Source organism: Nocardioides sp. NPDC006273 (assembly GCF_040613495.1).
GTDB lineage: Bacteria > Actinomycetota > Actinomycetes > Propionibacteriales > Nocardioidaceae > Nocardioides.
In genome coordinates, this window is record NZ_JBEXSD010000010.1 from 39,480 (window position 1) to 58,744 (window position 19,265).

Annotated in this window: 24 protein-coding genes; 9 read left to right on the top strand and 15 right to left on the bottom strand. The window is 69.2% G+C overall.

What is annotated here, in order from left to right; translation table 11 throughout:
* Positions 1-10: 10 nt before the first annotated feature.
* Complete coding sequence (locus ABZZ22_RS06585; RefSeq protein ID WP_354928174.1) at positions 11-1,225, top strand: sensor histidine kinase; 1,215 nt, start codon at positions 11-13, stop codon at positions 1,223-1,225.
* Positions 1,226-1,283: 58 nt separating this feature from the next.
* Positions 1,284-1,904, top strand: coding sequence for a response regulator transcription factor (locus tag ABZZ22_RS06590; RefSeq protein WP_354928177.1), 621 nt, complete (start codon positions 1,284-1,286; stop codon positions 1,902-1,904).
* A 112-nt stretch (positions 1,905-2,016) separates the two neighbouring features.
* On the opposite strand, the gene ABZZ22_RS06595 is transcribed toward ABZZ22_RS06590, so the two are convergent.
* From ABZZ22_RS06595 to clpS, 4 genes are all read right to left on the bottom strand, one after another.
* On the bottom strand, positions 2,017-2,292 hold the full coding sequence (locus ABZZ22_RS06595; protein ID WP_008358635.1) for a MoaD family protein: 276 nt from the start codon (positions 2,290-2,292) through the stop codon (positions 2,017-2,019).
* A 32-nt stretch (positions 2,293-2,324) separates the two neighbouring features.
* A complete protein-coding gene (locus ABZZ22_RS06600) occupies positions 2,325-2,753 on the bottom strand; it encodes a M67 family metallopeptidase (RefSeq protein WP_354928182.1) in 429 nt (142 codons plus the stop codon).
* Positions 2,754-2,838: 85 nt separating this feature from the next.
* Positions 2,839-3,429, bottom strand: a complete 591-nt coding sequence (locus tag ABZZ22_RS06605) for a DUF2017 domain-containing protein (protein ID WP_354928185.1) — start codon at positions 3,427-3,429, stop codon at positions 2,839-2,841.
* The gene (gene clpS / locus ABZZ22_RS06610) at positions 3,429-3,722 is read right to left on the bottom strand and encodes an ATP-dependent Clp protease adapter ClpS (protein WP_179656783.1); all 294 of its coding nucleotides are present in this window, start codon (positions 3,720-3,722) and stop codon (positions 3,429-3,431) included. The genes ABZZ22_RS06605 and clpS overlap by 1 nt, the downstream gene beginning before the upstream one ends.
* A gap of 121 nt (positions 3,723-3,843) precedes the next feature.
* Between clpS and ABZZ22_RS06615 the strand changes: the two genes are divergently transcribed.
* The 5 genes from ABZZ22_RS06615 (at position 3,844) to ABZZ22_RS06635 (ending at position 8,281) form a co-directional block, all read left to right on the top strand.
* On the top strand, positions 3,844-5,136 hold the full coding sequence (locus ABZZ22_RS06615; protein WP_354928352.1) for a nicotinate phosphoribosyltransferase: 1,293 nt from the start codon (positions 3,844-3,846) through the stop codon (positions 5,134-5,136).
* Between the two features lie 22 nt (positions 5,137-5,158).
* Complete coding sequence (locus tag ABZZ22_RS06620; RefSeq protein ID WP_354928188.1) at positions 5,159-5,734, top strand: nicotinamidase; 576 nt, start codon at positions 5,159-5,161, stop codon at positions 5,732-5,734.
* 55 nt (positions 5,735-5,789) lie between these two features.
* Positions 5,790-7,031, top strand: a complete 1,242-nt coding sequence (locus ABZZ22_RS06625) for an MFS transporter (RefSeq protein ID WP_354928191.1) — start codon at positions 5,790-5,792, stop codon at positions 7,029-7,031.
* 117 nt (positions 7,032-7,148) lie between these two features.
* Entirely contained in the window at positions 7,149-7,487 is a 339-nt protein-coding gene (locus tag ABZZ22_RS06630) for a hypothetical protein (RefSeq protein ID WP_354928194.1), read from the top strand.
* Between the two features lie 71 nt (positions 7,488-7,558).
* Positions 7,559-8,281 carry a response regulator transcription factor gene (locus ABZZ22_RS06635; RefSeq protein ID WP_354928197.1) on the top strand — a complete coding sequence of 241 codons (723 nt, stop codon included), beginning with the start codon at positions 7,559-7,561 and terminating at the stop codon, positions 8,279-8,281.
* A gap of 34 nt (positions 8,282-8,315) precedes the next feature.
* On the opposite strand, the gene ABZZ22_RS06640 is transcribed toward ABZZ22_RS06635, so the two are convergent.
* Complete coding sequence (locus ABZZ22_RS06640) at positions 8,316-8,855, bottom strand: DUF1697 domain-containing protein (RefSeq protein ID WP_354928200.1); 540 nt, start codon at positions 8,853-8,855, stop codon at positions 8,316-8,318.
* Between the two features lie 57 nt (positions 8,856-8,912).
* Here ABZZ22_RS06640 and ABZZ22_RS06645 point away from each other — a divergent pair, with 57 nt between their 5' ends.
* Positions 8,913-9,392, top strand: coding sequence for a MarR family transcriptional regulator (locus ABZZ22_RS06645; RefSeq protein ID WP_354928203.1), 480 nt, complete (start codon positions 8,913-8,915; stop codon positions 9,390-9,392).
* On the opposite strand, the gene ABZZ22_RS06650 is transcribed toward ABZZ22_RS06645, so the two are convergent.
* The 5 genes from ABZZ22_RS06650 to ABZZ22_RS06670 form a co-directional block, all read right to left on the bottom strand.
* Positions 9,389-10,132: a copper homeostasis protein CutC gene (locus tag ABZZ22_RS06650; protein WP_354928206.1), complete on the bottom strand. Its 744-nt coding sequence runs from the start codon at positions 10,130-10,132 to the stop codon at positions 9,389-9,391. The two genes, ABZZ22_RS06645 and ABZZ22_RS06650, sit on opposite strands and share 4 nt — an antisense overlap.
* 86 nt (positions 10,133-10,218) lie before the next feature.
* Complete coding sequence (locus ABZZ22_RS06655) at positions 10,219-12,000, bottom strand: DEAD/DEAH box helicase (RefSeq protein ID WP_354928209.1); 1,782 nt, start codon at positions 11,998-12,000, stop codon at positions 10,219-10,221.
* Positions 12,001-12,079: 79 nt separating this feature from the next.
* Positions 12,080-12,358, bottom strand: a complete 279-nt coding sequence (locus tag ABZZ22_RS06660; RefSeq protein WP_354928212.1) for a DUF3039 domain-containing protein — start codon at positions 12,356-12,358, stop codon at positions 12,080-12,082.
* Positions 12,359-12,380: 22 nt separating this feature from the next.
* The gene (locus ABZZ22_RS06665; RefSeq protein ID WP_354928215.1) at positions 12,381-12,947 is read right to left on the bottom strand and encodes a YqgE/AlgH family protein; all 567 of its coding nucleotides are present in this window, start codon (positions 12,945-12,947) and stop codon (positions 12,381-12,383) included.
* 152 nt (positions 12,948-13,099) lie between these two features.
* Complete coding sequence (locus ABZZ22_RS06670; RefSeq protein ID WP_354928218.1) at positions 13,100-13,630, bottom strand: hypothetical protein; 531 nt, start codon at positions 13,628-13,630, stop codon at positions 13,100-13,102.
* A 125-nt stretch (positions 13,631-13,755) separates the two neighbouring features.
* On the opposite strand from ABZZ22_RS06670, the gene ABZZ22_RS06675 reads away from it, so the two are divergent.
* Positions 13,756-14,445 (top strand): TetR/AcrR family transcriptional regulator, encoded by a 690-nt coding sequence (locus ABZZ22_RS06675; protein ID WP_354928221.1) that lies wholly within the window; start codon positions 13,756-13,758, stop codon positions 14,443-14,445.
* 24 nt (positions 14,446-14,469) lie between these two features.
* Here the strand turns inward: ABZZ22_RS06675 and ABZZ22_RS06680 are convergent, their stop codons facing one another.
* From ABZZ22_RS06680 to ABZZ22_RS06700, 5 genes are all read right to left on the bottom strand, one after another.
* Positions 14,470-15,510: a DUF3048 domain-containing protein gene (locus tag ABZZ22_RS06680; RefSeq protein WP_354928224.1), complete on the bottom strand. Its 1,041-nt coding sequence runs from the start codon at positions 15,508-15,510 to the stop codon at positions 14,470-14,472.
* A gap of 220 nt (positions 15,511-15,730) precedes the next feature.
* Complete coding sequence (locus ABZZ22_RS06685) at positions 15,731-16,498, bottom strand: glucose 1-dehydrogenase (protein ID WP_354928227.1); 768 nt, start codon at positions 16,496-16,498, stop codon at positions 15,731-15,733.
* 101 nt (positions 16,499-16,599) lie between these two features.
* Entirely contained in the window at positions 16,600-17,730 is a 1,131-nt protein-coding gene (locus ABZZ22_RS06690; protein WP_354928230.1) for a glycerophosphodiester phosphodiesterase, read from the bottom strand.
* Between the two features lie 100 nt (positions 17,731-17,830).
* Positions 17,831-18,745 carry a glycerophosphodiester phosphodiesterase family protein gene (locus tag ABZZ22_RS06695; RefSeq protein WP_354928233.1) on the bottom strand — a complete coding sequence of 305 codons (915 nt, stop codon included), beginning with the start codon at positions 18,743-18,745 and terminating at the stop codon, positions 17,831-17,833.
* Positions 18,746-18,849: 104 nt separating this feature from the next.
* The gene (locus tag ABZZ22_RS06700) at positions 18,850-19,257 is read right to left on the bottom strand and encodes an HIT family protein (RefSeq protein WP_354928236.1); all 408 of its coding nucleotides are present in this window, start codon (positions 19,255-19,257) and stop codon (positions 18,850-18,852) included.
* Between the last annotated feature and the right edge of the window lie 8 nt (positions 19,258-19,265).

Below are 19,265 nucleotides of genomic sequence, written 5' to 3' on the forward strand. Positions count from 1 at the left end.
GGTCCTCTACATGACCTCGGCGAACGAGCACGAGCAGCGCTGGGAGCGCAATCTCAAGGCGCTTCCCTTCGCGCTGCTCGCGCTCGCCACGGTCATCAGCGTCGCGACCATCCCCGAGCTGGGCCCGCACGCGGTCGGGATGCAGGTGACCCTGGGTGTGCTGGTGGCGGCGACCGCGGCGTGGATCTGGCGGTGGATGTATGTCCACGGCCGCCCGCATCCGGTCGGCTACGCCGGGCGCACTCTGCTGGCCGCCGCCCTCACCCTCATCCATCCGCTCTTCTGCATCTTCGCCTGGATCGGGTTCCTGGACGCGTTCGACTCCTTCCGCGGGCGCTGGCGATGGGTGGCGATGGCGGCCACCGCGCTGATCATGGCCGTCGGCCAGACCGGCGGGCCGCCGCCCTACGACAACCCGTGGCAGGGCGCACTGCTGCCCATGCTCTTCCTCGTCAACTTCGGGCTCGCCAGCCTGATGGCCCGCTACAGCATCCATCTCGACGCCGTCAGCCGGGAGCGGGCCGACACCATCATCAGGCTGGAGCGGGCGCACGCCGAGAACGCCAAGCTGCAGGAGCGGCTCCTCGCGCAGTCGCGGGAGAGCGGTGTACGCGACGAGCGCGAGCGCCTCGCCCGCGAGATCCACGACACCATCGCGCAGTCGCTCGCCGGCGTCGTGGCCCAGCTCCAGGCCGCGGAGGGCTGCACGGACACCGAGGACGTACGCCGCCGGGTCGCCCGGGCCACCGAGATGGCTCGCACCGCGCTCGTCGAGGCCCGGCGGTCCGTCCAGGACCTCACCCCCGCAGAGCTCGCCGACGCGGGGCTCCCCGACGCCTTGTCGGCATTGGTCGCGACCTGGCGCGACGACCACGGCGTCGGGGCCTCCTTCGTCGTCGTCGGCGAAGCCACGGCACTGCACTCCGAGGTCGAGGCGACCCTGTTGCGGATCGCCCAGGAGGCCCTCGCCAACGTGGCCAAGCACGCCGGGGCATCGAGGGTCGGCGTCACGCTCACCTTTGACGAGCCCGACGTCATCCTCGACGTTCGCGACGACGGCTGCGGCTTCGACCCCACCGCACCCCGCCGTGACTCGGCCTTCGGCCTGGGCGTGATGCGCAACCGCGTCCAGCGCCTCGCCGGCACCTTCACCCTGGAGTCCGCTCCGGACACCGGCACGGCGATCTCCGCGACCGTCCCCGCGCTACCCCGAGGTGCCGCATGACCCCGAGACTTCACCTTCTGGCGCCGAGGGGTCACCTTCTGACAGATAGAGGACCACAGTGATCAAGATCGTGGTCGCCGACGACCACCCGGTCGTACGCGACGGGGTGGTCGGAGTGCTCCGCGCCCAAGGCTTCGAGGTCGTCGGCCAGGCCGGCGACGGCGCCGAGGCTCTCGCCCTCGTCCATGAGCTCGAGCCGGACGTGCTCGTCCTCGACCTCCGGATGCCCGGGACCGGTGGCGTGGAGGTGATCGAGCGGCTCCGGGCACGGGAGTCGCGCACCGGCGTACTGGTCCTGACGACGTTCGACACGGACACCGACGTGGTCGCCGCGATCGAGGCGGGGGCGACCGGCTACCTGCTCAAGGACGCCCCGACACCGGACCTGGTCCAGGCCGTCCGGGCGACTGCCGCCGGCGAGACCGTGCTCTCCCCCGCCGTGGCGACCCGGCTCGCCTCCCGGCTCCGCTCACCGGGCCCGACGGCTCAGCTGAGCCCGCGCGAGCGCGAGGTGCTCACCCTCGTCGCCGGCGGGACGACCAACCGCGCGATCGCGGCGTCGCTCTTCGTCAGCGAGGCGACGGTCAAGACCCACCTGGGCCACATCTTCGACAAGCTCGGCGTCACCGACAGAGCTGCCGCGGTCGCACGAGCGTACGACCGCGGCATCCTGGGTTGAGAACGCGTCCGGGATGCAGACCGAGGTACCTCGGTCTGCAGTCACTTCCTTCGCGGAACTCCGCGAGGGAAGTGAGTGCTCACCGAGTTACCTCGGTGAGCATCCGCGCAGTTCAGCAGCCGCCGGCGACGGCGGGGAGGACTACTACCTGGTCGCCGTCCTTGAGCTCGGCGTCGAGACCGCCGATGAAACGTACGTCCTCGTCGTTGATGTAGACGTTGACGAAGCGGCGCAGGTCACCGTTGTCGATGAGGCGCTCCTTGATGCCGGAGTGGTTCGCCTCGAGGTCGTCGATGAGCGCGCTCAGGGTCTTGCCCTCGGCGCTGACTGCCTTCTCACCGGCGGTGTAGGTGCGGAGGATGGTCGGGATCTTGACCTCGATGGCCATGGGTTCTCCTAGCTGGATGTTTCTCGGGCGCATCACGACAACGTCGCGACGATGCTGATTTCTTCCTCGGTGACGTTGCCGTCGACGATGCGGAACGATCGGAACTCGACCGGGCCCTCGTCGGACCCGTGCTCGCGGGTGCTGACCAGCACGTAATGTGCGTTCGGCTCCATCGCGAGGCCGATGTCCGTGCGCGAGGGGTAGGCCTCGGTCGCCGTGTGGGAGTGGTAGACGATCACCGGCTCCTCGTCGTTGGCGTCCATCTCCTTGTAGAGCTGGAGCAGGTCGGAGGAGTCGAACTCGTAGAAGGTCGGCGAGCCGGCGGCGTTGATCATCTCGATGAACCGCTCCGGCCGGTCGGACCCCTCGGGGCCCGCGACGATCCCGCACGCCTCGTCGGGATGGTCGCGCTTCGCGTGGGCGACGATCGCGTCGTAGGTCGCCTGGTCGATGGTCAGCACGGGATCAGCCTAGGCGGGCAGAGCAGCGACGACATACGTGACCGGGTGCCGGACACGGTCACGACCGCCCGCCGCGATGGTGTAGTCAGGACGCCGCCCAGAGGGCTTCGACGATGGTCTCCTGCAGGATCCCGACCCACTGGTAGATCCCGTAGACCTGGCCCGCGGGGTCGTCCTCGGGCAGCGAGTCCCAGAAGTCCTCGTCGTCGTCCTCGACCCCGAGCCGGGTCGCGAGCGCGAGCCGGATGTCGGTGAACGAGCGCATCCATGCCTCGGCGTCGGCGATCGAGAGCTCGACGTCGATGACCATCCCGTCCTCGTCCAGCTCGGGCGGCAGCCCGGCCTCCTCGAGCGCGTCGATGATCGTCGAGGCGGCCCGCGCCTTGCCATCGCGCAGCCCGCCCTCGGTGAACCGCCGGAACTCCCCGGCAGCCTCGGCGTCGTTGCCGTAGGCCGAGGGGAAGAGCCGCTTCAGCACCGGGTCCTCGGGCTCGGTGGTCGGACCCGAGAAGTCGAGCATGGCCTCCAGCGGGTCATCGCTCTCGGCCGGCGCGGCGACCTCGTTGCGCAACAGCTCGACGAGCTGAGAGGTCAGCGAACGGAGCAGGTCTGCCTCGAACCCGGAGAAGGTCGCGATGATCTGCTTGCTGCGGCGGTGGTAGCTGAACCCGCCCATCAATCCTGCTTCTCCAGAGTCGCCCAGAGCCCGTACTCGTGCATCGCCTGCACGTCGCGCTCCATCTCCTCACGCGATCCGGAGGAGACGGCCGACTTGCCGTCGTGGTGCACCTCCATCATCAGCTTCTCCGACTTCTTCTTCGAGTAGCCGAAGTACTTCTGGAAGACGAAGGTGACATACGACATCAGGTTGACCGGGTCGTTCCAGACGATGGTCACCCACGGGGTCGCGGGCGCTACGAGGTCGTCGACCTCGGGCTCGTCGAGCTCCACGGGGCTAGGCGCACTCATGTGATCCATCGTGCCACGTACGCACCGACGGACTCGATACCGCACTCCAAGTTGATCTGTTGGCGCGCGGACGCACTCAAGACTGTGCCGATGGTGCCACGATGTGCCCGTGGACTCGACAGTGGACTCGACGGCAGGCTCGACCGCGCTCCTGACCGATCATTACGAGCTGACCATGCTCCAGGCAGCCCTGAAGGCCGGCACCGCGGAGCGCCGCGCGGTCTTCGAGCTGTTCCCCCGGCGGCTGGCCGGCGGTCGCCGCTACGGCGTGCTGGCCGGGGTCGGGCGGGCGCTCGATGCCATCGAGGCCTTCCGGTTCGGCCCGGAGCAGCTGGCAGTGCTGGAGGGAGTCGTCGACGGCCCGACCCTGGAGTGGCTGGCCGGCTACCGCTTCACCGGTGACATCTGGGGATACGCCGAGGGCGAGACCTTCTTCCCGCACTCGCCGCTGCTCGTGGTCGAGGCCAGCTTCGCCGAGGCGGTCGTCCTGGAGACGGTGCTGCTCTCGATCTACAACCACGACTCGGCCATCGCCACCGCGGCCTCTCGGATGACGCTCGCGGCCGGGGAGCGCCCGTGCATCGAGATGGGCTCGCGGCGTACCCACGAGGCGGCCGCCGTCGCCGCCGCCCGCGCGGCGTACGTCGCCGGCTTCACTGCCACCTCCAACCTCGCCGCCCGCGCCCGCTACGGCGTGCCCACCACCGGCACCTCCGCCCACGCCTTCACGCTCCTGCACGACACCGAGGAGCAGGCCTTCCGGGCCCAGGTCGCCTCCCTCGGCAAGGGCACCACGCTGCTGGTGGACACCTACGACATCGCGGAGGCGGTCGCGAAGGCGGTCGAGATCGCCGGTCCCGAGCTCGGTGCGGTGCGGATCGACTCCGGCGACCTGGGGCTGCTCGCCCATGACGTACGCCGCCAGCTCGACGACCTCGGCGCCACCGAGACCAAGATCATCGTGACGAGCGACCTCGACGAGTACGCGATCGCCGGCCTGGCCGCCGCCCCGGTCGACGGCTACGGCGTCGGCACCCAGCTGGTCACCGGCTCCGGTCATCCGACCGCCGGTTTCGTCTACAAGCTGGTCGCCCGCGAGGGCGCCTCCGGCGACCTGGAGCCGGTCGCCAAGAAGAGCGCGTCCAAGGCCTCGATCGGCGGCCGGAAGTACGCCCTGCGCCGCCGCGACCGAAAAGACGTCGCCGACGCCGAGGTGATCGGTATCGGTGCCGCGCCGGCCGGCGACCACAACGACCGTCCCCTCCTCACCCAGCTCGTGGCCAAGGGCGAGGTCGTCGGTCGTGAGCCGCTCGACGCGGCGCGTGAACGCCATCAGGCCTCGGTCGCCGAGCTTCCCGTCGTCGCCCATTCGCTCCTCAAGGGCGATCCGGTCATCCCGACGCTGTTCCAATGAACCTCGCGTTAGTGTGGCGAGCATGACGCGTGCACTGATCGTGGTCGACGTACAGAACGACTTCTGCGAGGGCGGGTCCCTGCCGGTCGCCGGCGGGGCGCGGGTGGCCTACGACATCGGTCAGCTGCTGCGTGAGCGGGCGGCGAGCAAGGAGCCGGAGCCGACGTACGGCCTGGTCGTCGCCACCAAGGACCACCACATCGACCCGGGCGACCACTTCGGCAACCCGCCGGACTACGTCACCTCCTGGCCGCCCCACTGCGTCGTCGGCACCGACGGCGAGGCGTTCCACCCCAACCTGGACCCGGTGACCTTCGACGAGATCTTCCGCAAGGGCGAGTACGCCGCGGCCTACTCCGGCTTCGAGGGCGCGGCCAACGGCGGCGCCACTCTGGTCGACTGGCTCCGGGGCCGCAGCGTGGAGGAGGTCGACGTGTGCGGGTTGGCGACCGACTACTGCGTACGCGCCACCGCGCTCGACGCGCGAGCGGCCGGGTTCCACACGACGCTGCTCTCCGACCTGACCGCCGGAGTGGCTGCGGAGAGCACCGCGGCGGCCGTCGAAGAGATGCGCGCCGCTGGGATAACGGTCTCATGACAGAAATGGGAACTTTCCGCCGATAAGGCGCGTCTGACGGTCTATTCTCTTCCGAATGGCTCCGATCTCGGCGACAGCCCCCCTTCGCCAACCCCTCTTTCGGTGGTTCTTCGCATCCCGCTCGATCAACCTGGTCGGCAACTTCATGGCGCCGGTCGCGCTCGCCTTCGCCGTGATGGAGGTGAGCGACGCACCGATCGCGATCGGTGCCGTCCTCGCGGCCCGAACCATCCCGATGATCGTCTTCATGCTCATCGGCGGCGTGCTCGCCGACCGGATGGGCCGGGCCCGGGTCCTGCTCGCCTCCAACCTGATCTCCGGGCTGAGCCAGGCGGCCGTCGCCGTCCTCGTCATCACCGGCGTCGCCGAGCTGTGGCACCTGATCGCCCTCTCCGCTCTCAACGGCATCGTCTCCGCCGCCGGCCTGCCGGCTCAGCAGGGGATCATCCCGCTCGTGGTGCCCCGCAACATGTTGCAGGAAGCCAACGTGCTGCTGTCGCTGACCCGGGCGGTCGTCGCGGTCGCCGGCCCCGGCACCGCCGGTCTGCTCGTCCTCAGCGTCGGCGCGGGCTGGGCGCTCGCGATCGACGCCGCCACGTGGATCATCGCGGCTCTGCTGTTGCTGCCGGTCAAGCTCAGCGGCACTGCCGGCAAGGCATCCATCGTCGGCGACCTGCGTCTGGGCTGGGACTACTTCCGCACCACCAGCTGGCTGTGGCTCTGCGTCGGCGCCGCGACAATGCTCAACGCACTCTACGAAGGCGGGCTGCTCACCCTCGGTCCGCAGCGGGCGGAGGGTTCATCGCTGGGCGCAGGCGGCTGGGGCCTGATCCTCACCTTCCAGGGGATCGGCGTGCTCGCCGCGACGCTCGTGCTGATGAAGGTCCGGCTCGAGCGGCCCCTGTTCTACGGCATGATCGGCATGGCCATGTTCGGCCTGCCGATCGCAGCGCTCGGCTTCTCCACCGACCTGGCGGTGCTGCTTCCCGCAGCCGCACTCTCCGGCGCCGGCATCCAGGTGTTCAGTCTCGGCTGGCAGCTCTCGATGCAGGAGAACGTCCCTCCCGAGCTGCTCTCCCGTGCCTCGTCCTACGACCAGCTGGGGACCTATATCGCGATCCCCATCGGGCAGCTGGCGATGGGGCCCTTGGCCGCTGCGTACGGCATCGAGAACGTGCTCGCGATCGCCGGCATCACCTTCGTCGCGATCTCGCTGGCGACACTGCTGAGCCCGGCTGTCCGCCGCTTGAGCCGCGTGCCCGTCCTGGCCGAGCGCGACGGCGCTCCGGCTCACTAGGTCCGACCCACCAGAGCGCAGGTTGGCACCACAGGAGATCCGGCCGGGTCTTCAGTCCCGGAGCTTCGGGCCCTATGCACGGTCACGCAGGCACCCCGCGGGACAACGATTGCTTCCATGATCAGCAATCCCCCATCGACAATCCAGATGGTTCCCGGAAAGAACGGCGGCCCGAGTCAGCGCAGGATCGCCCGGCTGCTTCCAGCCGGATCCCCACAGTGGACCTTGCTCAAGGTGATGCGTGAGGTGCGAACTCCCTCGTGGACGCCGCAGTCCTCGGCCGTACGCCTGGCAAACCAGGTCGGCGACGGCCGGGCCCTGCGGGAAGCACGGGTCCGTCTGCGGTTGGCCACCATCGAAAGAGCGACGATCACCGAACTGCGTGCGTTGGCCACGTTGAACCTGGCGATCAATCATTTCGAGACGACCAACGCGGCTGGGCAGGTCGGGGCATGAGGGCCGAAGCAAGCTCCAGTCCCCGTCGATCTCTGGTCAACAACCGGGTAGCCATCGTGGAGTCTCATCCGGTGGTCGGCGAATCCCTGGAGCTGGCGCTGTCGAGGCACCACTTCGACGCCCGGCTCCTGCCCCCGCTCTCGGATCACGCGAGCACGTCCGCACTCGCAGCACAGATCCTGCGCGCTCGGGCGAGCATCGTGATCCTCGGCACGACGCTGGACGCCGGAGATCCCTGGATGGGGACGATCGCACCACTGACGCGCGCGGGGGTCGATGTGGTCATCCTGACGTCGACGACGGACCGGGCCTGTTGGGGACAGGCGCTGCGCCGCGGTGCTCGGGCGGTGCTGCCGAAGTCCCGGCCGCTCAACGATCTCATCTCGATCGTGAGACGCCTCACCGACGGACTCCGCGTCCTCGACGTACGGGAGCGCGAAGAGCTCATCGCGCACGCCGTGAGTCGCGACATCGAGCTGGCAGGACTCCGCGAGCGGTTCGAACGTCTCTCTCGCCGCGAGGAAGAGGTACTGGAGCACCTCAGGAACGGGCGCGCCGTATCCCAGATCGCCGCCCTCGACTTCGTCTCGCCTGCGACGGTCCGCACGCAGGTGAAGTCCATTCTCGCCAAGCTCGAGGTCACCTCGCAGATCGCCGCGGTAGGCGCCGCCCATCGCCTGGGCTGGCAGCCGCCGAAGACCCTCGACCCTCAGACTCGCTTCCAACCGGCTCCCGCGCAGCTTCGGCACCCCATGGCTCATACCTCGCCTCCGGCGCGGGCTGCAGCCGGGTGATGAACCACGCTGTCGAAGACAGATGTATCCAGGCTCACGCCCACCTGTCGGCAAGGGTGCGGATCACGTTGAGGTTGCGGTTGGTGCTGACCGCGATGTGGCGCTCGACGACGGCGTTGGTGATTTTCGTCTGGTGGAAGGTCTCGGTGAGCAGGTGCACGGCGCGGCCGATGACATAGACCCGCTCGCCATCCCCCGCCCGAGCGACCAGCGCGTCCCGCGAGCCGGAGTCCGTGAGCTCCTTGCACAGGAACACGAACTGCTTGCCTTCGTGCCCCGTCCCGACAGCGGCGGCGTCGTTGGCGATCACCTTCAGCTCGGCGGGCGTGAGGCAGATCGTCGGCACCTCGAAGAAGCGGTCGGCAGCGAAGGCCTCCTCCAGGATCGCCTCCATCTCGGCCCGGTCGCCGGCCGGGTGCTCGAAGCGTACGTTGCCGGTGTTGATGTAGGTCTCGACACTCGTTCCGCCCGCTCTCACGACCGCGGCGATGATCGCCTGCTTCGGGAACTTCCGGTTCGCGCCGAGGTTGATGGCTCGCAGGAACGCGATCCAGGTGTGCCGTTCCGTTGTCATTCTCAGATAGTCTCCACCCGTCCGCCGCGCCGCAACCCCGACCCTGGAATCCGATCGATGCCTTCACAGCAGCTGCTCTCCTCGGCAGCCCCGACCGCCTCGGGCTCCGCTCCGGCGAAGACCCTGGAACTCTCCAGCGACCTGGTGGTCTACGCGGCGCGTCTCATGCGCCTCGTACGCCGCACGCTGGACCTTCCGGCCAGCGTCCGCGTCCTCACGATCCTCGACGCCATCGGGCCGCTCGGCATCACCGAGCTGGCTCGCGCCGACGGCTGCTCACAGCCGACGATGTCGGCCCAGATCGCTCAGCTGGTGGAGACCGGCCTGGTCACCAAGACACCCAACCCGGCCGATGCGCGGGCCAGCCTCGTCACCCTCACCGACGCCGGCCGGGCCGATCTGGCCGACGTGCGCGACCGCATCTCCCGACTCATCGCCGAGCGGCTCGAGTCCCGCAACCGCACCGAGGCCGAGCTCGAGGCCGCCGTCGCCGTCCTTCGTGACCTGGTCGAGGGCGACTCCCCGACCGTCTCCTAGCCCCGGCTCAGGCCGAGCGCGGCAGCCGCTGCGGCGACCACCGCGGGATCGGTCTGCCAGTGGCCGCCGTCGTCGGCGTCGCCCAACGCCAGCCGGGAGGCGGTGGTGACCCGCCGCTTCGCGGACAGATGCACGCCCTCGACACCGAGCGCGGTGAGCGTCTCGATCGAGCCGACGCCGACGCCACCGCCGGCCAGGATGTCCGGCCCCTCGACGGCGACCATCGCGGCGATCGTCGAGGCCCCCGCGGCCGCCGTCGGTGCGCCGCCTGAGGTGAGCACCCGGTCGACCACGCCTGCCAGCGCCCGGACGGCCGCGATCGGGTCTGCGCTGAGATCGACGGCGCGGTGGAAGGTCACCGTTGCCTCGTACGCCGCAGCCTCCTCCGCCAGCTGCCGGACCAGCTCCACGTCCGGCTCCCCGTGCGGGGTGAGCGCGCCGATCACGATCCCGTCGGCACCGGCCTCGAGGATCATGTCGACCTCGCGCCTCAACAGGTCCCGCTCCTCCAAGGAGTAGCTGAATCCACCCGGGCGCGGCCGGACGAGCACGTGGACGCCCTGCCACCCGTCATCGGCCTCGCTGCCACCGACCTCGTCGAGAACCGCCTCGACGAGCCCCTGCGACGGGGTGATGCCGCCGACCTCGAGGGCCGAGCAGAGCTCGACCCGGGTCGCCCCGCCCGTGCGCGCCGCGCGTGCCCCGTCCACCGAGGTCACCGCGATCTCCAGCGCGGTCATCGCTTCACTCGAAGTACCCGCGGCCGCAAGGCTCCCGTTCTCATGGCAGACAGTGTGCCCGACCTCCGACCCCGAGCCTCGCGAGGTCAGGCCGAGCCTCGCGCCGCCCAGTCGCGCAGGGTGTCGATGCGGGCCTTCAGCTGGTCTGCGTTGGCGACCGCGGCGGGCGGGCCGCCGCACTCCTTCCGGAGCCGGTTGTGGGTGACGCCGTGGGGAGTCTTGGTGCGATGGTGCCAGGCGGCGACCAGGCCGTTGAGCTCACGTCGGAGCACGGCGAGCTGCTCGTGGGCTGCGACAGCGGCGACCGGCTCGTCGGCGGCCACCGGCGCCGAGGTGGTCTTCTGCTTGCGCGCCCGGTCGCTCTGCCGCTGCTGGAGCAGGGTCTTCATCTGGTCGGTGTCGAGCAGCCCGGGGATGCCGAGGAAGTCCATCTCCTCCTCGGAGCCGACGTGCACCTCGCCGGAGTGGCCGAACTCGCCGCCGTCGAAGAGCACCCGGTCGAAGCGCGCCTCCGAACCCATGGCCTCCCAGGCTCCCAGCTCCTCCTCGGAGGCGCCCTCCTCGGCGTTGGCCGCGGCCATCAGCGCATCCTCGGCGGCGAAGATGTCGTCCTCGCTGGTGACCTTCTTGCCGAGCACGTGGTCGCGCTGCAGCTCGAGCTCGGAGGCGAACCCGAGCAGGTTCGGGACCGACGGCAGGAAGACCGAGGCGGTCTCACCCCGCGTACGCGCACGTACGAAGCGCCCGACCGCCTGCGCGAAGAAGAGCGGCGTCGAGGTCGTGGTCGCGTAGACCCCGACCGCCAGCCGGGGCACGTCGACACCCTCGGAGACCATCCGGACCGCGACCATCCAGCGATCGTCGGACTCGGAGAACTTGGCGATCTTCTTCGAACCGGCCTTCTCGTCGGAGAGTACGACGGTGGCACTCTGCCCGGTGATGGTCTTCAGGGTCTTGGCGTAGGAGCGCGCCGAGTCCTGGTCGGTGGCGATGACGAGCCCGCCTGCGTCGGGCACGTGACGCCGCACCTCGGTCAGCCGCTTGTCGGCGGCCGCGAGCACCGATGGGATCCACGATCCGGTCGGATCGAGCGCGGTCCGCAGCGCCTGCGAGGTCAGGTCCTTGGTCAGTGGCTCGCCGAGGTGGGCGGCGATCTCGTCGCCGGCCCGGGTGCGCCACTGCATCTGCCCGGAGTAGGCCATGAAGAGCACCGGCCGGACGACGTGGTCGCGCAGCGCCTCGGCATACCCGTAGGTGTAGTCGGCCGCCGAACGCGGCACGCCGTCCTCACCGGGGGCGTAGGTGACGAACGGGATCGGGTTGGTGTCGGAGCGGAAGGGCGTCCCGGTCAGTGCCAGTCGGCGCGCGGCCGGTTCGAAGGCCTCCCGCACCCCCTCGCCCCACGAGAGCGCGTCGCCGGCGTGGTGGACCTCATCGAGGATCACCAGCGTCTTGAATCGCTCGGTGCGGATCCGCATCGCGAGCGGGTTGACCGCCACCCCGGCGTACGTCACCGCGATCCCGACGTAGTCGGCCGAGGTCTTGCCCTGACCGGCGGAGTAGCTGGGGTCGATCGGGATCCCAGCCCGCGCGGCCGCCTCGGCCCACTGCACCTTGAGGTGCTCGGTGGGAGCGACGATGGTGATCCGGTCGACCAGCCTGCGGCCGAGGAGCTCGGCGGCGACGGTCAACGCGAAGGTCGTCTTACCGGCACCCGGCGTCGCCACCGCCAGGAAGTCACGAGGTTGGTCGGCCAGGTATCGAGACAGCGCCTCCTGCTGCCAAGCGCGCAGCTTGGGCGCAGTGCCCCAGGCAGCCTTGTTGGGCCACGCGGGTGTGAGGGCGCCGGGAAGCTCGGCGCTACTCACTTCGCCGTGTCCGTAGCGCGAGCGCGAGAATACGCACCCGGCGAAGCGTTGATCGAATGGCTCACTCGCTGACGCTCGCTCACTCGTTATCGCCCTCGCCACCGCTAGGCGGCATCCCCTCGAAGATCTCCTTGCAGTCGGGGCAGACCGGGAACTTGGACCCGTCGCGGCTCGGCACCCACACCTTGCCGCACAGCGCGACCACGGGCGTGCCCATGACCATCGCCTCGGTCAGCTTGTCCTTCTCCACGTAATGGGAGTAGCGGTCGTGGTCACCCTCCTCGGTGGGGACGTCCTGCTCGCGGATGTCCTCCCGTTCCTTGACGGCTTCTTTCGTGCCGAATCCCAGGATGCCCATACGCCAACCTTACAAGGGTCCGTCAGTTGAGTCCCGGGTCGGGCGGGCGCGTGGCGTGAAAGGCCAGCTCACCAGGCTGGCGTCGAAGCACCGCAGCCCACATCGAGCTCACGTCGTCGAGGAAGGAGTCATAGGGCTCGCTGTCGACGACATACCAGGACCCCTCCTCCACCTCGCCCTGCAGCTGGGTTGACCCCCAGCCGGCGTAGCCGGCGAAGATGCGCAGTCGCGACAGCGTGCCCTCGACCAGCTCCAGGGGCGTGTCGAGGTCGAGCAGCCCGAGTCGCCCGACCACGGGACGGAACCCCAGGGGCTGGTCGTCGGCGTCGACCAGGAGCGCGACCGCGATCGCGGCGTCCTTGCTCACCGGGCCGCCTTGGAACAAGACGTCGGGATCGGCGACGGAGGCCGCCCACGGATGGAGCACCTCGGCGACAGGGACCGGCGAGGGCCGGTTCAGCACGACGCCGAGCGCACCTTCGTCGTTGACCTCGATCAGCAGCACCACGGTGTCGACGAAGTTGGGATCGCGAAGCTCCGGCGTCGCCACCAGCAGCCGACCGGCGCGTACGTCCGTCTGCTCGGTCATGACGCCATGATCGCATCACCTGTGAAACATCAACCGCACCCGAAGCCAACACGTATGAAGACTCCGGGGCCGGCGCTGAGGGAGTGCGGAGGGAGACCCGCGGGAGGGCGCGCCGGCGCCCGGAGCCTGGCTTGGTGAGCCGGTACGCAGCGTCAGGCCGCCGAGCGCACCGACCGGAACATGTCGACGAGACCGGCGAAGGGCCCACGGTCAACGGTCGGGGCGGCCGGTTCGTACTCGGCCCGCGCCCTCAGCTCGATCAGCGAGCCGATCTGGACGCACTGGGCGTCGGCGAAGGCACCCTTGCCCGCCATGACGGCAAGGGTGAGGTGCTCCTTTGCCTGCGCCTTGGCCAGGGCGTCGGCCATCGCCTCGTCGACGGGCAGTGCGTGGTAGCGGTCGAGGACCGCACGGATCCCCGGCAGGTCGTCGGCGGCGCCGTGCCAGGCACGGACGACGGCGTCCTCGAGGTCCATCGGCTGGTCGGCGAGCTCGGTCTCGATGCGGCCGGACAGGCGGGTGTGCCAGCGCAGCTGCAGGGCGGCGAGCAGGTCGAGCTCGTCGGCGAAGGTCTCGGTGACGCCGGGAAGATCCATGGGCAGCAGGCCGTCTCGACGTTCATCGACGGCGGCGACCACGCCGCGGAGGATCTCCCCGCGCTTGTGATGGCTGGTCCAGCTCATTTGTCGGCTCCTTGCGGAAGTTCGTGACTCACATACCGTGAGTACGTACCTATAGTATTGAACATACCAAGGGTATGGCCAATACCTGGGACGGTGATTCCGAACACGGCCGTTAGAGTGGGCGGGTGGCAAAGTCGTCCGTGAGCAAGCTCGTCCCCAAGGTCCCCCCTCTCTCGTCGGTCCCGGGGATGTCACGGCGGCAGCAGTTCTCCGCCTCGACCAAGAAGACGCTGGTCGAGGTCGCCGAGAAGCTCTTCACCGAGCACGGCTACGCGAGCACGTCGCTGGACGCCATCGTGGCCGGCGCCGAGGTCACCAAGGGCGCGCTCTACCACCACTTCAGCGGCAAGCAGGCGCTCTACGAGGTCGTCTTCGAGAAGGTCGAGGCCGCCACCGCGCAGAGCATCGACGCCGCCATGCGCGAGTCGAAGGACCCCTGGGAGCAGGCGCGGGCCGGGCTGCGTACGTTCCTGGAGGCCGTCCAGCAGCCCACCTACCGCCGCATCGTCGTGCAGGAGGGGCCCGCGGTCCTCGGCTACCAGCGCTACCGCGAGCAGGAGGAGCGCTCCACGTTCACCGTCGTCGAGGACATCGTCGCCGCGGTCCTGCGCGCCGGCGACCGGACCGTGGACGACGAGATGGTCGCGACCTTCGCCCGGCTCTTCTTCGGGGCGATGTCGGCCGCGGGCGAGTCCGTCACCGAGGCCAGCGACCCCGAGGACGCCGCCGAGCGCATCGAGCTGGCCGTGACCTACCTGTTGACCGGGGTGCAGACCCTGGCCAAGCAGGGCGTCAAGGTCGAGGACATGCGCTGAGCGCAGATCCTTGCGGCCGGGTCGCTACTTGACGCTCACGCCACCGGGCTCGACCTGGCCGTTGCCCTTCGGGATCAGGTCCAGCCACACCTTGCCCGGCGGGATCTCGATCGCGGCACCGCTCGCGTCGGTGAACGCGACTGCGCCCTTCTCGCCCTTCTTCACCCAGGTCGCTTCGACGATCTGGCCGGCGCGCATGATCCACGCCTTGCCCCGGCCGGTGAAGTGGGATACCGGCACGATCGCGCCGCCCGGGTCCTTGTAGGGGGCGATGGTGGTCTTGGTCTGCGCGACCACGACGGTGTCGGCGAGGAACTGGCCGCTCTTGGACATGTAGTTGTTCTGCAGGCGGTACTTGCCACCCTTGAAGACCCAGTTGTCCGTACGCGCCTGGGAGAACTTCACGTCGACGGCCTTGGCGGGCTTGCCACCGGTCAGCTCGGTGGTCGCGTCCCCCCAGGGCATGAAGTCGCTGGGCCGCTTGGCCTTGCCCTTCTTCTCGGCTGCCTTGCCTGCCTTCGCGACCTTGCCGACCACGCTGTGCAGGAAGTCGTGGGGCTTGCTGGTGTCGCGTACGACGTAGGGGGTGGACATGTCGATCCACTCCACGTCGTGCTTCTTCAGCTGCGCGAACGTGTACGGCGCCGCGCCGCTGGTCATGATCTTGGCACCGATGGGCGCGGCGATCCCGGCGTCGGTCGCCCGCATCGACCGGACCGGGCCGGCTTCCTTCGGCAGCTGGGAGTAGTACGCGACGGCCAGCCGCGTCACGCCACCCTCGACCAGTTCCTGGACGACCATGTCCGCCCGGGCAAGCCCGTACTGCGGGTCGCTGGCCGCGGTGTTGTCGATCTTCACGATGTAGGCGGGGTGCTTGCGAGCGGCGGTCTGCCCCTCGGGGAGCTGGGCTCCGGTCAGCGGCTCATGGTCGGGCTCAGCAGGCGCGGACGGTGACGGCTTCGTCTCCTTCGGCTCATCCGAGGAGCCGCAGCCGGTCAGGACCAGTCCCGCGGCGGCGAGCGTCGCCGTCGCTCGCAGCAGGAACCCCGGGCGGGACGTGCGCATCATCGATCTCCATCTACATCGGCTCAGCTATCTAGACGAGTCTCAGACGGTAATCGTTGCACCCTACGAAGCCGCGCCCGGGGTTCCCTAGTAATTGCGATCTGAGCGTTCTCCCAGTGCGTGCACGGCAAGGCGGAGGAGGGAGGCGGCCCAGGCCTGAACGAAGTGGCCTTGGCCGTCGACCGACGACAACGCCGCCGGGTGCGTGCTGGGAGAGCGCTCAGGCTACGGTCGCGCCGCCGTCTACGTAAAGGGTCTGACCGGTGATGTAGGAGGACTCGTCGCTTGCCAGGAAGGCCGCGGCGGCGGCGATGTCGGCGGGCTCGCCGACGCGCTTGACCGGGTTGGCCTCGGCCGAGAGCTTGCGGAACTCGTCGACGTCGAGACCGAGGCGGGCCGCGGTCTGGTCGGTCATCTCGGTGGCGATGAACCCGGGTGCGATGGCGTTCACGTTGACGCCGAACGGGCCGAGCTCGAGCGCGAGGGTGCGGGTGAAGCCCTGCACGCCTGCCTTCGCCGCGGAGTAGTTGGCCTGGCCGCGGTTGCCCGTGGCCGAGGTGGAGGAGACGTTGATGATCTTGCCGTACTTCTGCTTCACGAAGACCGCCTGCGCGGCCTTCGACATCAGGAAGTGGCCCTTGAGGTGCACACCCATGACCAGGTCCCAGTCGTCCTCGGTCATCTTGAAGAGCAGGTTGTCGCGGGTGATGCCGGCGTTGTTCATCAGGATGTGCAGACCGCCGAGCTCCTCGACGATGCGGGCGACCGCGGCCTCGGTGTCGTCGGCCTTGGCGACGTTGGCGCCGATGCCGACGGACTTGGCATCCTCCACCAGCGGGAGCTTGGCGGCCGCCTCAGCGGCGGCGGCCTCGTCCAGGTCGATGATCGCTACCGACGCACCCTCCTCGGCGAAACGCGTGGCGACTCCGAAACCGATCCCTCGCGCTGCCCCGGTGATGACTGCGACGCGTCCATCGAAACGACCCATGACCAAACTCCTTCGTGTGACTCAGGCTCTATGACTCAGCCGACAATGACGTACGGCCCCCGCCGACTGTAGCGAGGGTCGTACGTGGTGTCGCGAGGTGTCTACTGATTGGTAGCAACCCAAGCGTCGCGCACGGCCACCCCCAGATCGGGGTGGTCGGTGAAGAACGCGTCGACGCCGGCGTCCAGGTAGGGGCCGACCTCGCAGCCGAGGTCACCGATCGCGATCGGGTCGGTGCCGATGCGGCACTCGGTCGGGAGATTCTTGTTCTCGGCGCGCATGGTCCAGATGACGGTCGGCAGCCCGAGGCGCTCCGCGCGGTCGGCGAGGTCGGTCGGCTCGCCCAGCGTGCCGTCGGCGTTGCGCGGGATGAAGTAGTACTTGTACGGGGCCACCTGGTCGGCGTACTTCCTGATGCTTCGCAGACCCTTGTCGGTGACCAGGAAGTCGTTGGTCACGCCGGTCCCGGCGACCACCTGGTCGTAGGGGGCACCGCCGAAGTCGACCAGCTGCACCAGCGGGGTGGCGACCATGCGGTTGAGGTCCTTGAGGTTGTCGACCTCGAAGGACTGGATCACTGCGGCGGCGCGCTTGCCGCCGAGACCGTGGCGCTTGAGGCTCTTGGCGAGCGGCTCCTCCATGGAGAGGCCGATGGAGTCGAAGTACGTCGGGTGCTTGGTCTCCGGGGCGACGCCGATGGTGCGGCCGGTCTCGGCCTCCTTGGCATCGACCAGGTCGAGCACCTCGTCGAAGGTCGGCACCTCGAAGAGACCGTCGTAGGCGGTGTTGGCCGGGCGGTCGCCGGGGATGCGCTCCACGGCACGCAGCGTCTTCAGCTCGGCGAGGGTGAAGTCCTCGGTGAACCAGCCGGTCAGCGCCTTGCCGTCGATGGTCTTCGTGGTCTTCCGGCCCGCGAACTCCGGGCGGTCGGCGACGTCGGTGGTGCCCGAGATCTCGTTCTCGTGACGGGCAACGAGCACGCGGTCCTTGGTCGAGACCACATCGGGCTCGATGTAGTCGGCGCCCTGCTGGATGGCCAGGTCGTACGCCTCGAGGGTGTGCTCAGGCCGGTAGCCCGAGGCACCGCGGTGGCCGAAGACGATCGGCTCGGCGTGCTTGTGCTTGGCCGCCTGGACGGCGGTCGTGGTGGTGGCCGCTGCGGAGGCGGGGTTCGCGACCAGGAGGGTCCCGGCGGCGAACGCCGCGGCCGCGGCGAGCGTGAGGGTACGCATACGAGTGGGGTTCGGCGTGGTCATGAACCGATCACACCGGTCCCGGGAGACCCCGGGCCCGGTGTGCGGTGAACGACGAATGACGATCTGTCGACGGGCCTCAGGCCGCGTCGGCCGCGTCGTTCACATCAGCGGTACGGCGACCGGCGATCACGTTCTCGAGCACGTCGGGGCGGTTGGTGATGACACCGTCGACACCGCGGTCGAGGACGGCGCTCATCATGTCGGCGTCGTCGACCGTCCAGGAGTGGATGTCCATCCCCAGCGCGTGCACGCGGGCGACGTAGCTCGCGTCGAAGGAGCCGTAGTGCGGGTTGATCTGGTCCGCCCAGGTGTAGCTGTCCAGGTCGGCGTAGGCCGGGGTGCCGAGCAGGCCGGCCGGCACCTCGGGCTGGATGCTCTTGTAGGTCTTCATGGAGTCGAAGTCGAAGCTCTGCACGGCGAGCCGGCCGGCTGCGACCGCGGATCGGACGTAGCCGGGAAAGGAGTCGAACTCGGCCGCGACCCTCTTCTCGATCCCCGGGTAGAGCCCGGGCGACTTGAGCTCCATCAGGATCCCGGACCGCGAGGACCGCACCTGCTCGACCATCTCCTTCAGCGTCGGCACCGGCTCACCGGCGAACTCCTCGCCGAACCAGGAGCCGGCGTCCAGCGTCTTGATCTCGGCGAGCGTGAAGTCCTTGACCCGCCACGGCGAGCGGCCGGGGAAGCGCTGCTCGACGTCGGTCGTACGCGACAGCGTGGTGTCGTGCATCAGCACGAGCTCGCCGTCCTTGGTGGCCTGCACGTCCGACTCGATCCAGTCGGAGCGCTGCTCGATGCCGACGGCGAAGGCGGCGAGGGTGTTCTCCGGGGCGTACGCGCTCGCCCCACGGTGGGCGGTGACGGTGATGTCGTCGGCCCGGTTGGCCTCGACGGCGTTCACCGCCACCGGGACGAGCATCGTGCCCGCGGCCAGCGCGACGCCGGCCAGAGCTGAGGTAAGGGACTTGGTCGCGACGGACGACATGGACATTGCGCACTCCCGGGATCAGTGGACAACAACTGGTCTCGAGTGAATCGGCCCTCACCGACCTCCCCCCGACCTCTTGATGGCCGAAGCCGTACGCCTCGGTGAACTCAGCCCAGCACGGCACGCAGCCGGTCGGCGTACTCCTTCTGTTCGCCGTCCTTGTACTTGTGCCGCGGCCAGAAGAAGCCCTTGAGGCCGTCACCGCGAGTGCGCGGGACGACGTGGAGGTGGAGGTGCGGGACCGATTGGCTGACCACGTTGTTGATCGCGACGAAGCTGCCTTGGGCGTCGAGACCGTCGATGACCGCGGCGGCCAGGCGCTGGGCATTCGCGACGAAGCGTTCGTGAAGGTCGGGAGGGAGATCGAGCAACGTCTCGAGGTGGAGACGGGGCACCATCAGGATGTGCCCCTTCTGCACCGGCCGATGGTCGAGGAAGGCCAGGAAGGCGTCATCCTCGAAGACCACCTCGGCCGCCAGATCGCCGGCGACGACGTCACAGAAGACGCAGCTCATGGGGTTCG

Excerpts from the sequence above, each read along its gene's own strand:
- ABZZ22_RS06620 (WP_354928188.1), top strand. The coding sequence starts at position 5,159 with ATGACGCGTGCACTGATCGTGGTCGACGTACAGAACGACTTCTGCGAG.
- ABZZ22_RS06695 (WP_354928233.1), bottom strand. The coding sequence starts at position 18,745 with ATGTCCATGTCGTCCGTCGCGACCAAGTCCCTTACCTCAGCTCTGGCC.
- ABZZ22_RS06670 (WP_354928218.1), bottom strand. The coding sequence starts at position 13,630 with ATGAGCTGGACCAGCCATCACAAGCGCGGGGAGATCCTCCGCGGCGTG.
- ABZZ22_RS06595 (WP_008358635.1), bottom strand. The coding sequence starts at position 2,292 with ATGGCCATCGAGGTCAAGATCCCGACCATCCTCCGCACCTACACCGCC.
- ABZZ22_RS06640 (WP_354928200.1), bottom strand. The coding sequence starts at position 8,855 with ATGACAACGGAACGGCACACCTGGATCGCGTTCCTGCGAGCCATCAAC.
- clpS (WP_179656783.1), bottom strand. The coding sequence starts at position 3,722 with ATGAGTGCGCCTAGCCCCGTGGAGCTCGACGAGCCCGAGGTCGACGAC.
- ABZZ22_RS06645 (WP_354928203.1), top strand. The coding sequence starts at position 8,913 with ATGCCTTCACAGCAGCTGCTCTCCTCGGCAGCCCCGACCGCCTCGGGC.
- ABZZ22_RS06700 (WP_354928236.1), bottom strand. The coding sequence starts at position 19,257 with ATGAGCTGCGTCTTCTGTGACGTCGTCGCCGGCGATCTGGCGGCCGAG.
- ABZZ22_RS06660 (WP_354928212.1), bottom strand. The coding sequence starts at position 12,358 with ATGGGCATCCTGGGATTCGGCACGAAAGAAGCCGTCAAGGAACGGGAG.
- ABZZ22_RS06605 (WP_354928185.1), bottom strand. The coding sequence starts at position 3,429 with ATGGGCGGGTTCAGCTACCACCGCCGCAGCAAGCAGATCATCGCGACC.
- ABZZ22_RS06625 (WP_354928191.1), top strand. The coding sequence starts at position 5,790 with ATGGCTCCGATCTCGGCGACAGCCCCCCTTCGCCAACCCCTCTTTCGG.
- ABZZ22_RS06585 (WP_354928174.1), top strand. The coding sequence starts at position 11 with ATGACCTCGGCGAACGAGCACGAGCAGCGCTGGGAGCGCAATCTCAAG.
- ABZZ22_RS06630 (WP_354928194.1), top strand. The coding sequence starts at position 7,149 with ATGATCAGCAATCCCCCATCGACAATCCAGATGGTTCCCGGAAAGAAC.
- ABZZ22_RS06665 (WP_354928215.1), bottom strand. The coding sequence starts at position 12,947 with ATGACCGAGCAGACGGACGTACGCGCCGGTCGGCTGCTGGTGGCGACG.
- ABZZ22_RS06680 (WP_354928224.1), bottom strand. The coding sequence starts at position 15,510 with ATGCGCACGTCCCGCCCGGGGTTCCTGCTGCGAGCGACGGCGACGCTC.
- ABZZ22_RS06685 (WP_354928227.1), bottom strand. The coding sequence starts at position 16,498 with ATGGGTCGTTTCGATGGACGCGTCGCAGTCATCACCGGGGCAGCGCGA.
- ABZZ22_RS06690 (WP_354928230.1), bottom strand. The coding sequence starts at position 17,730 with ATGCGTACCCTCACGCTCGCCGCGGCCGCGGCGTTCGCCGCCGGGACC.
- ABZZ22_RS06650 (WP_354928206.1), bottom strand. The coding sequence starts at position 10,132 with ATGACCGCGCTGGAGATCGCGGTGACCTCGGTGGACGGGGCACGCGCG.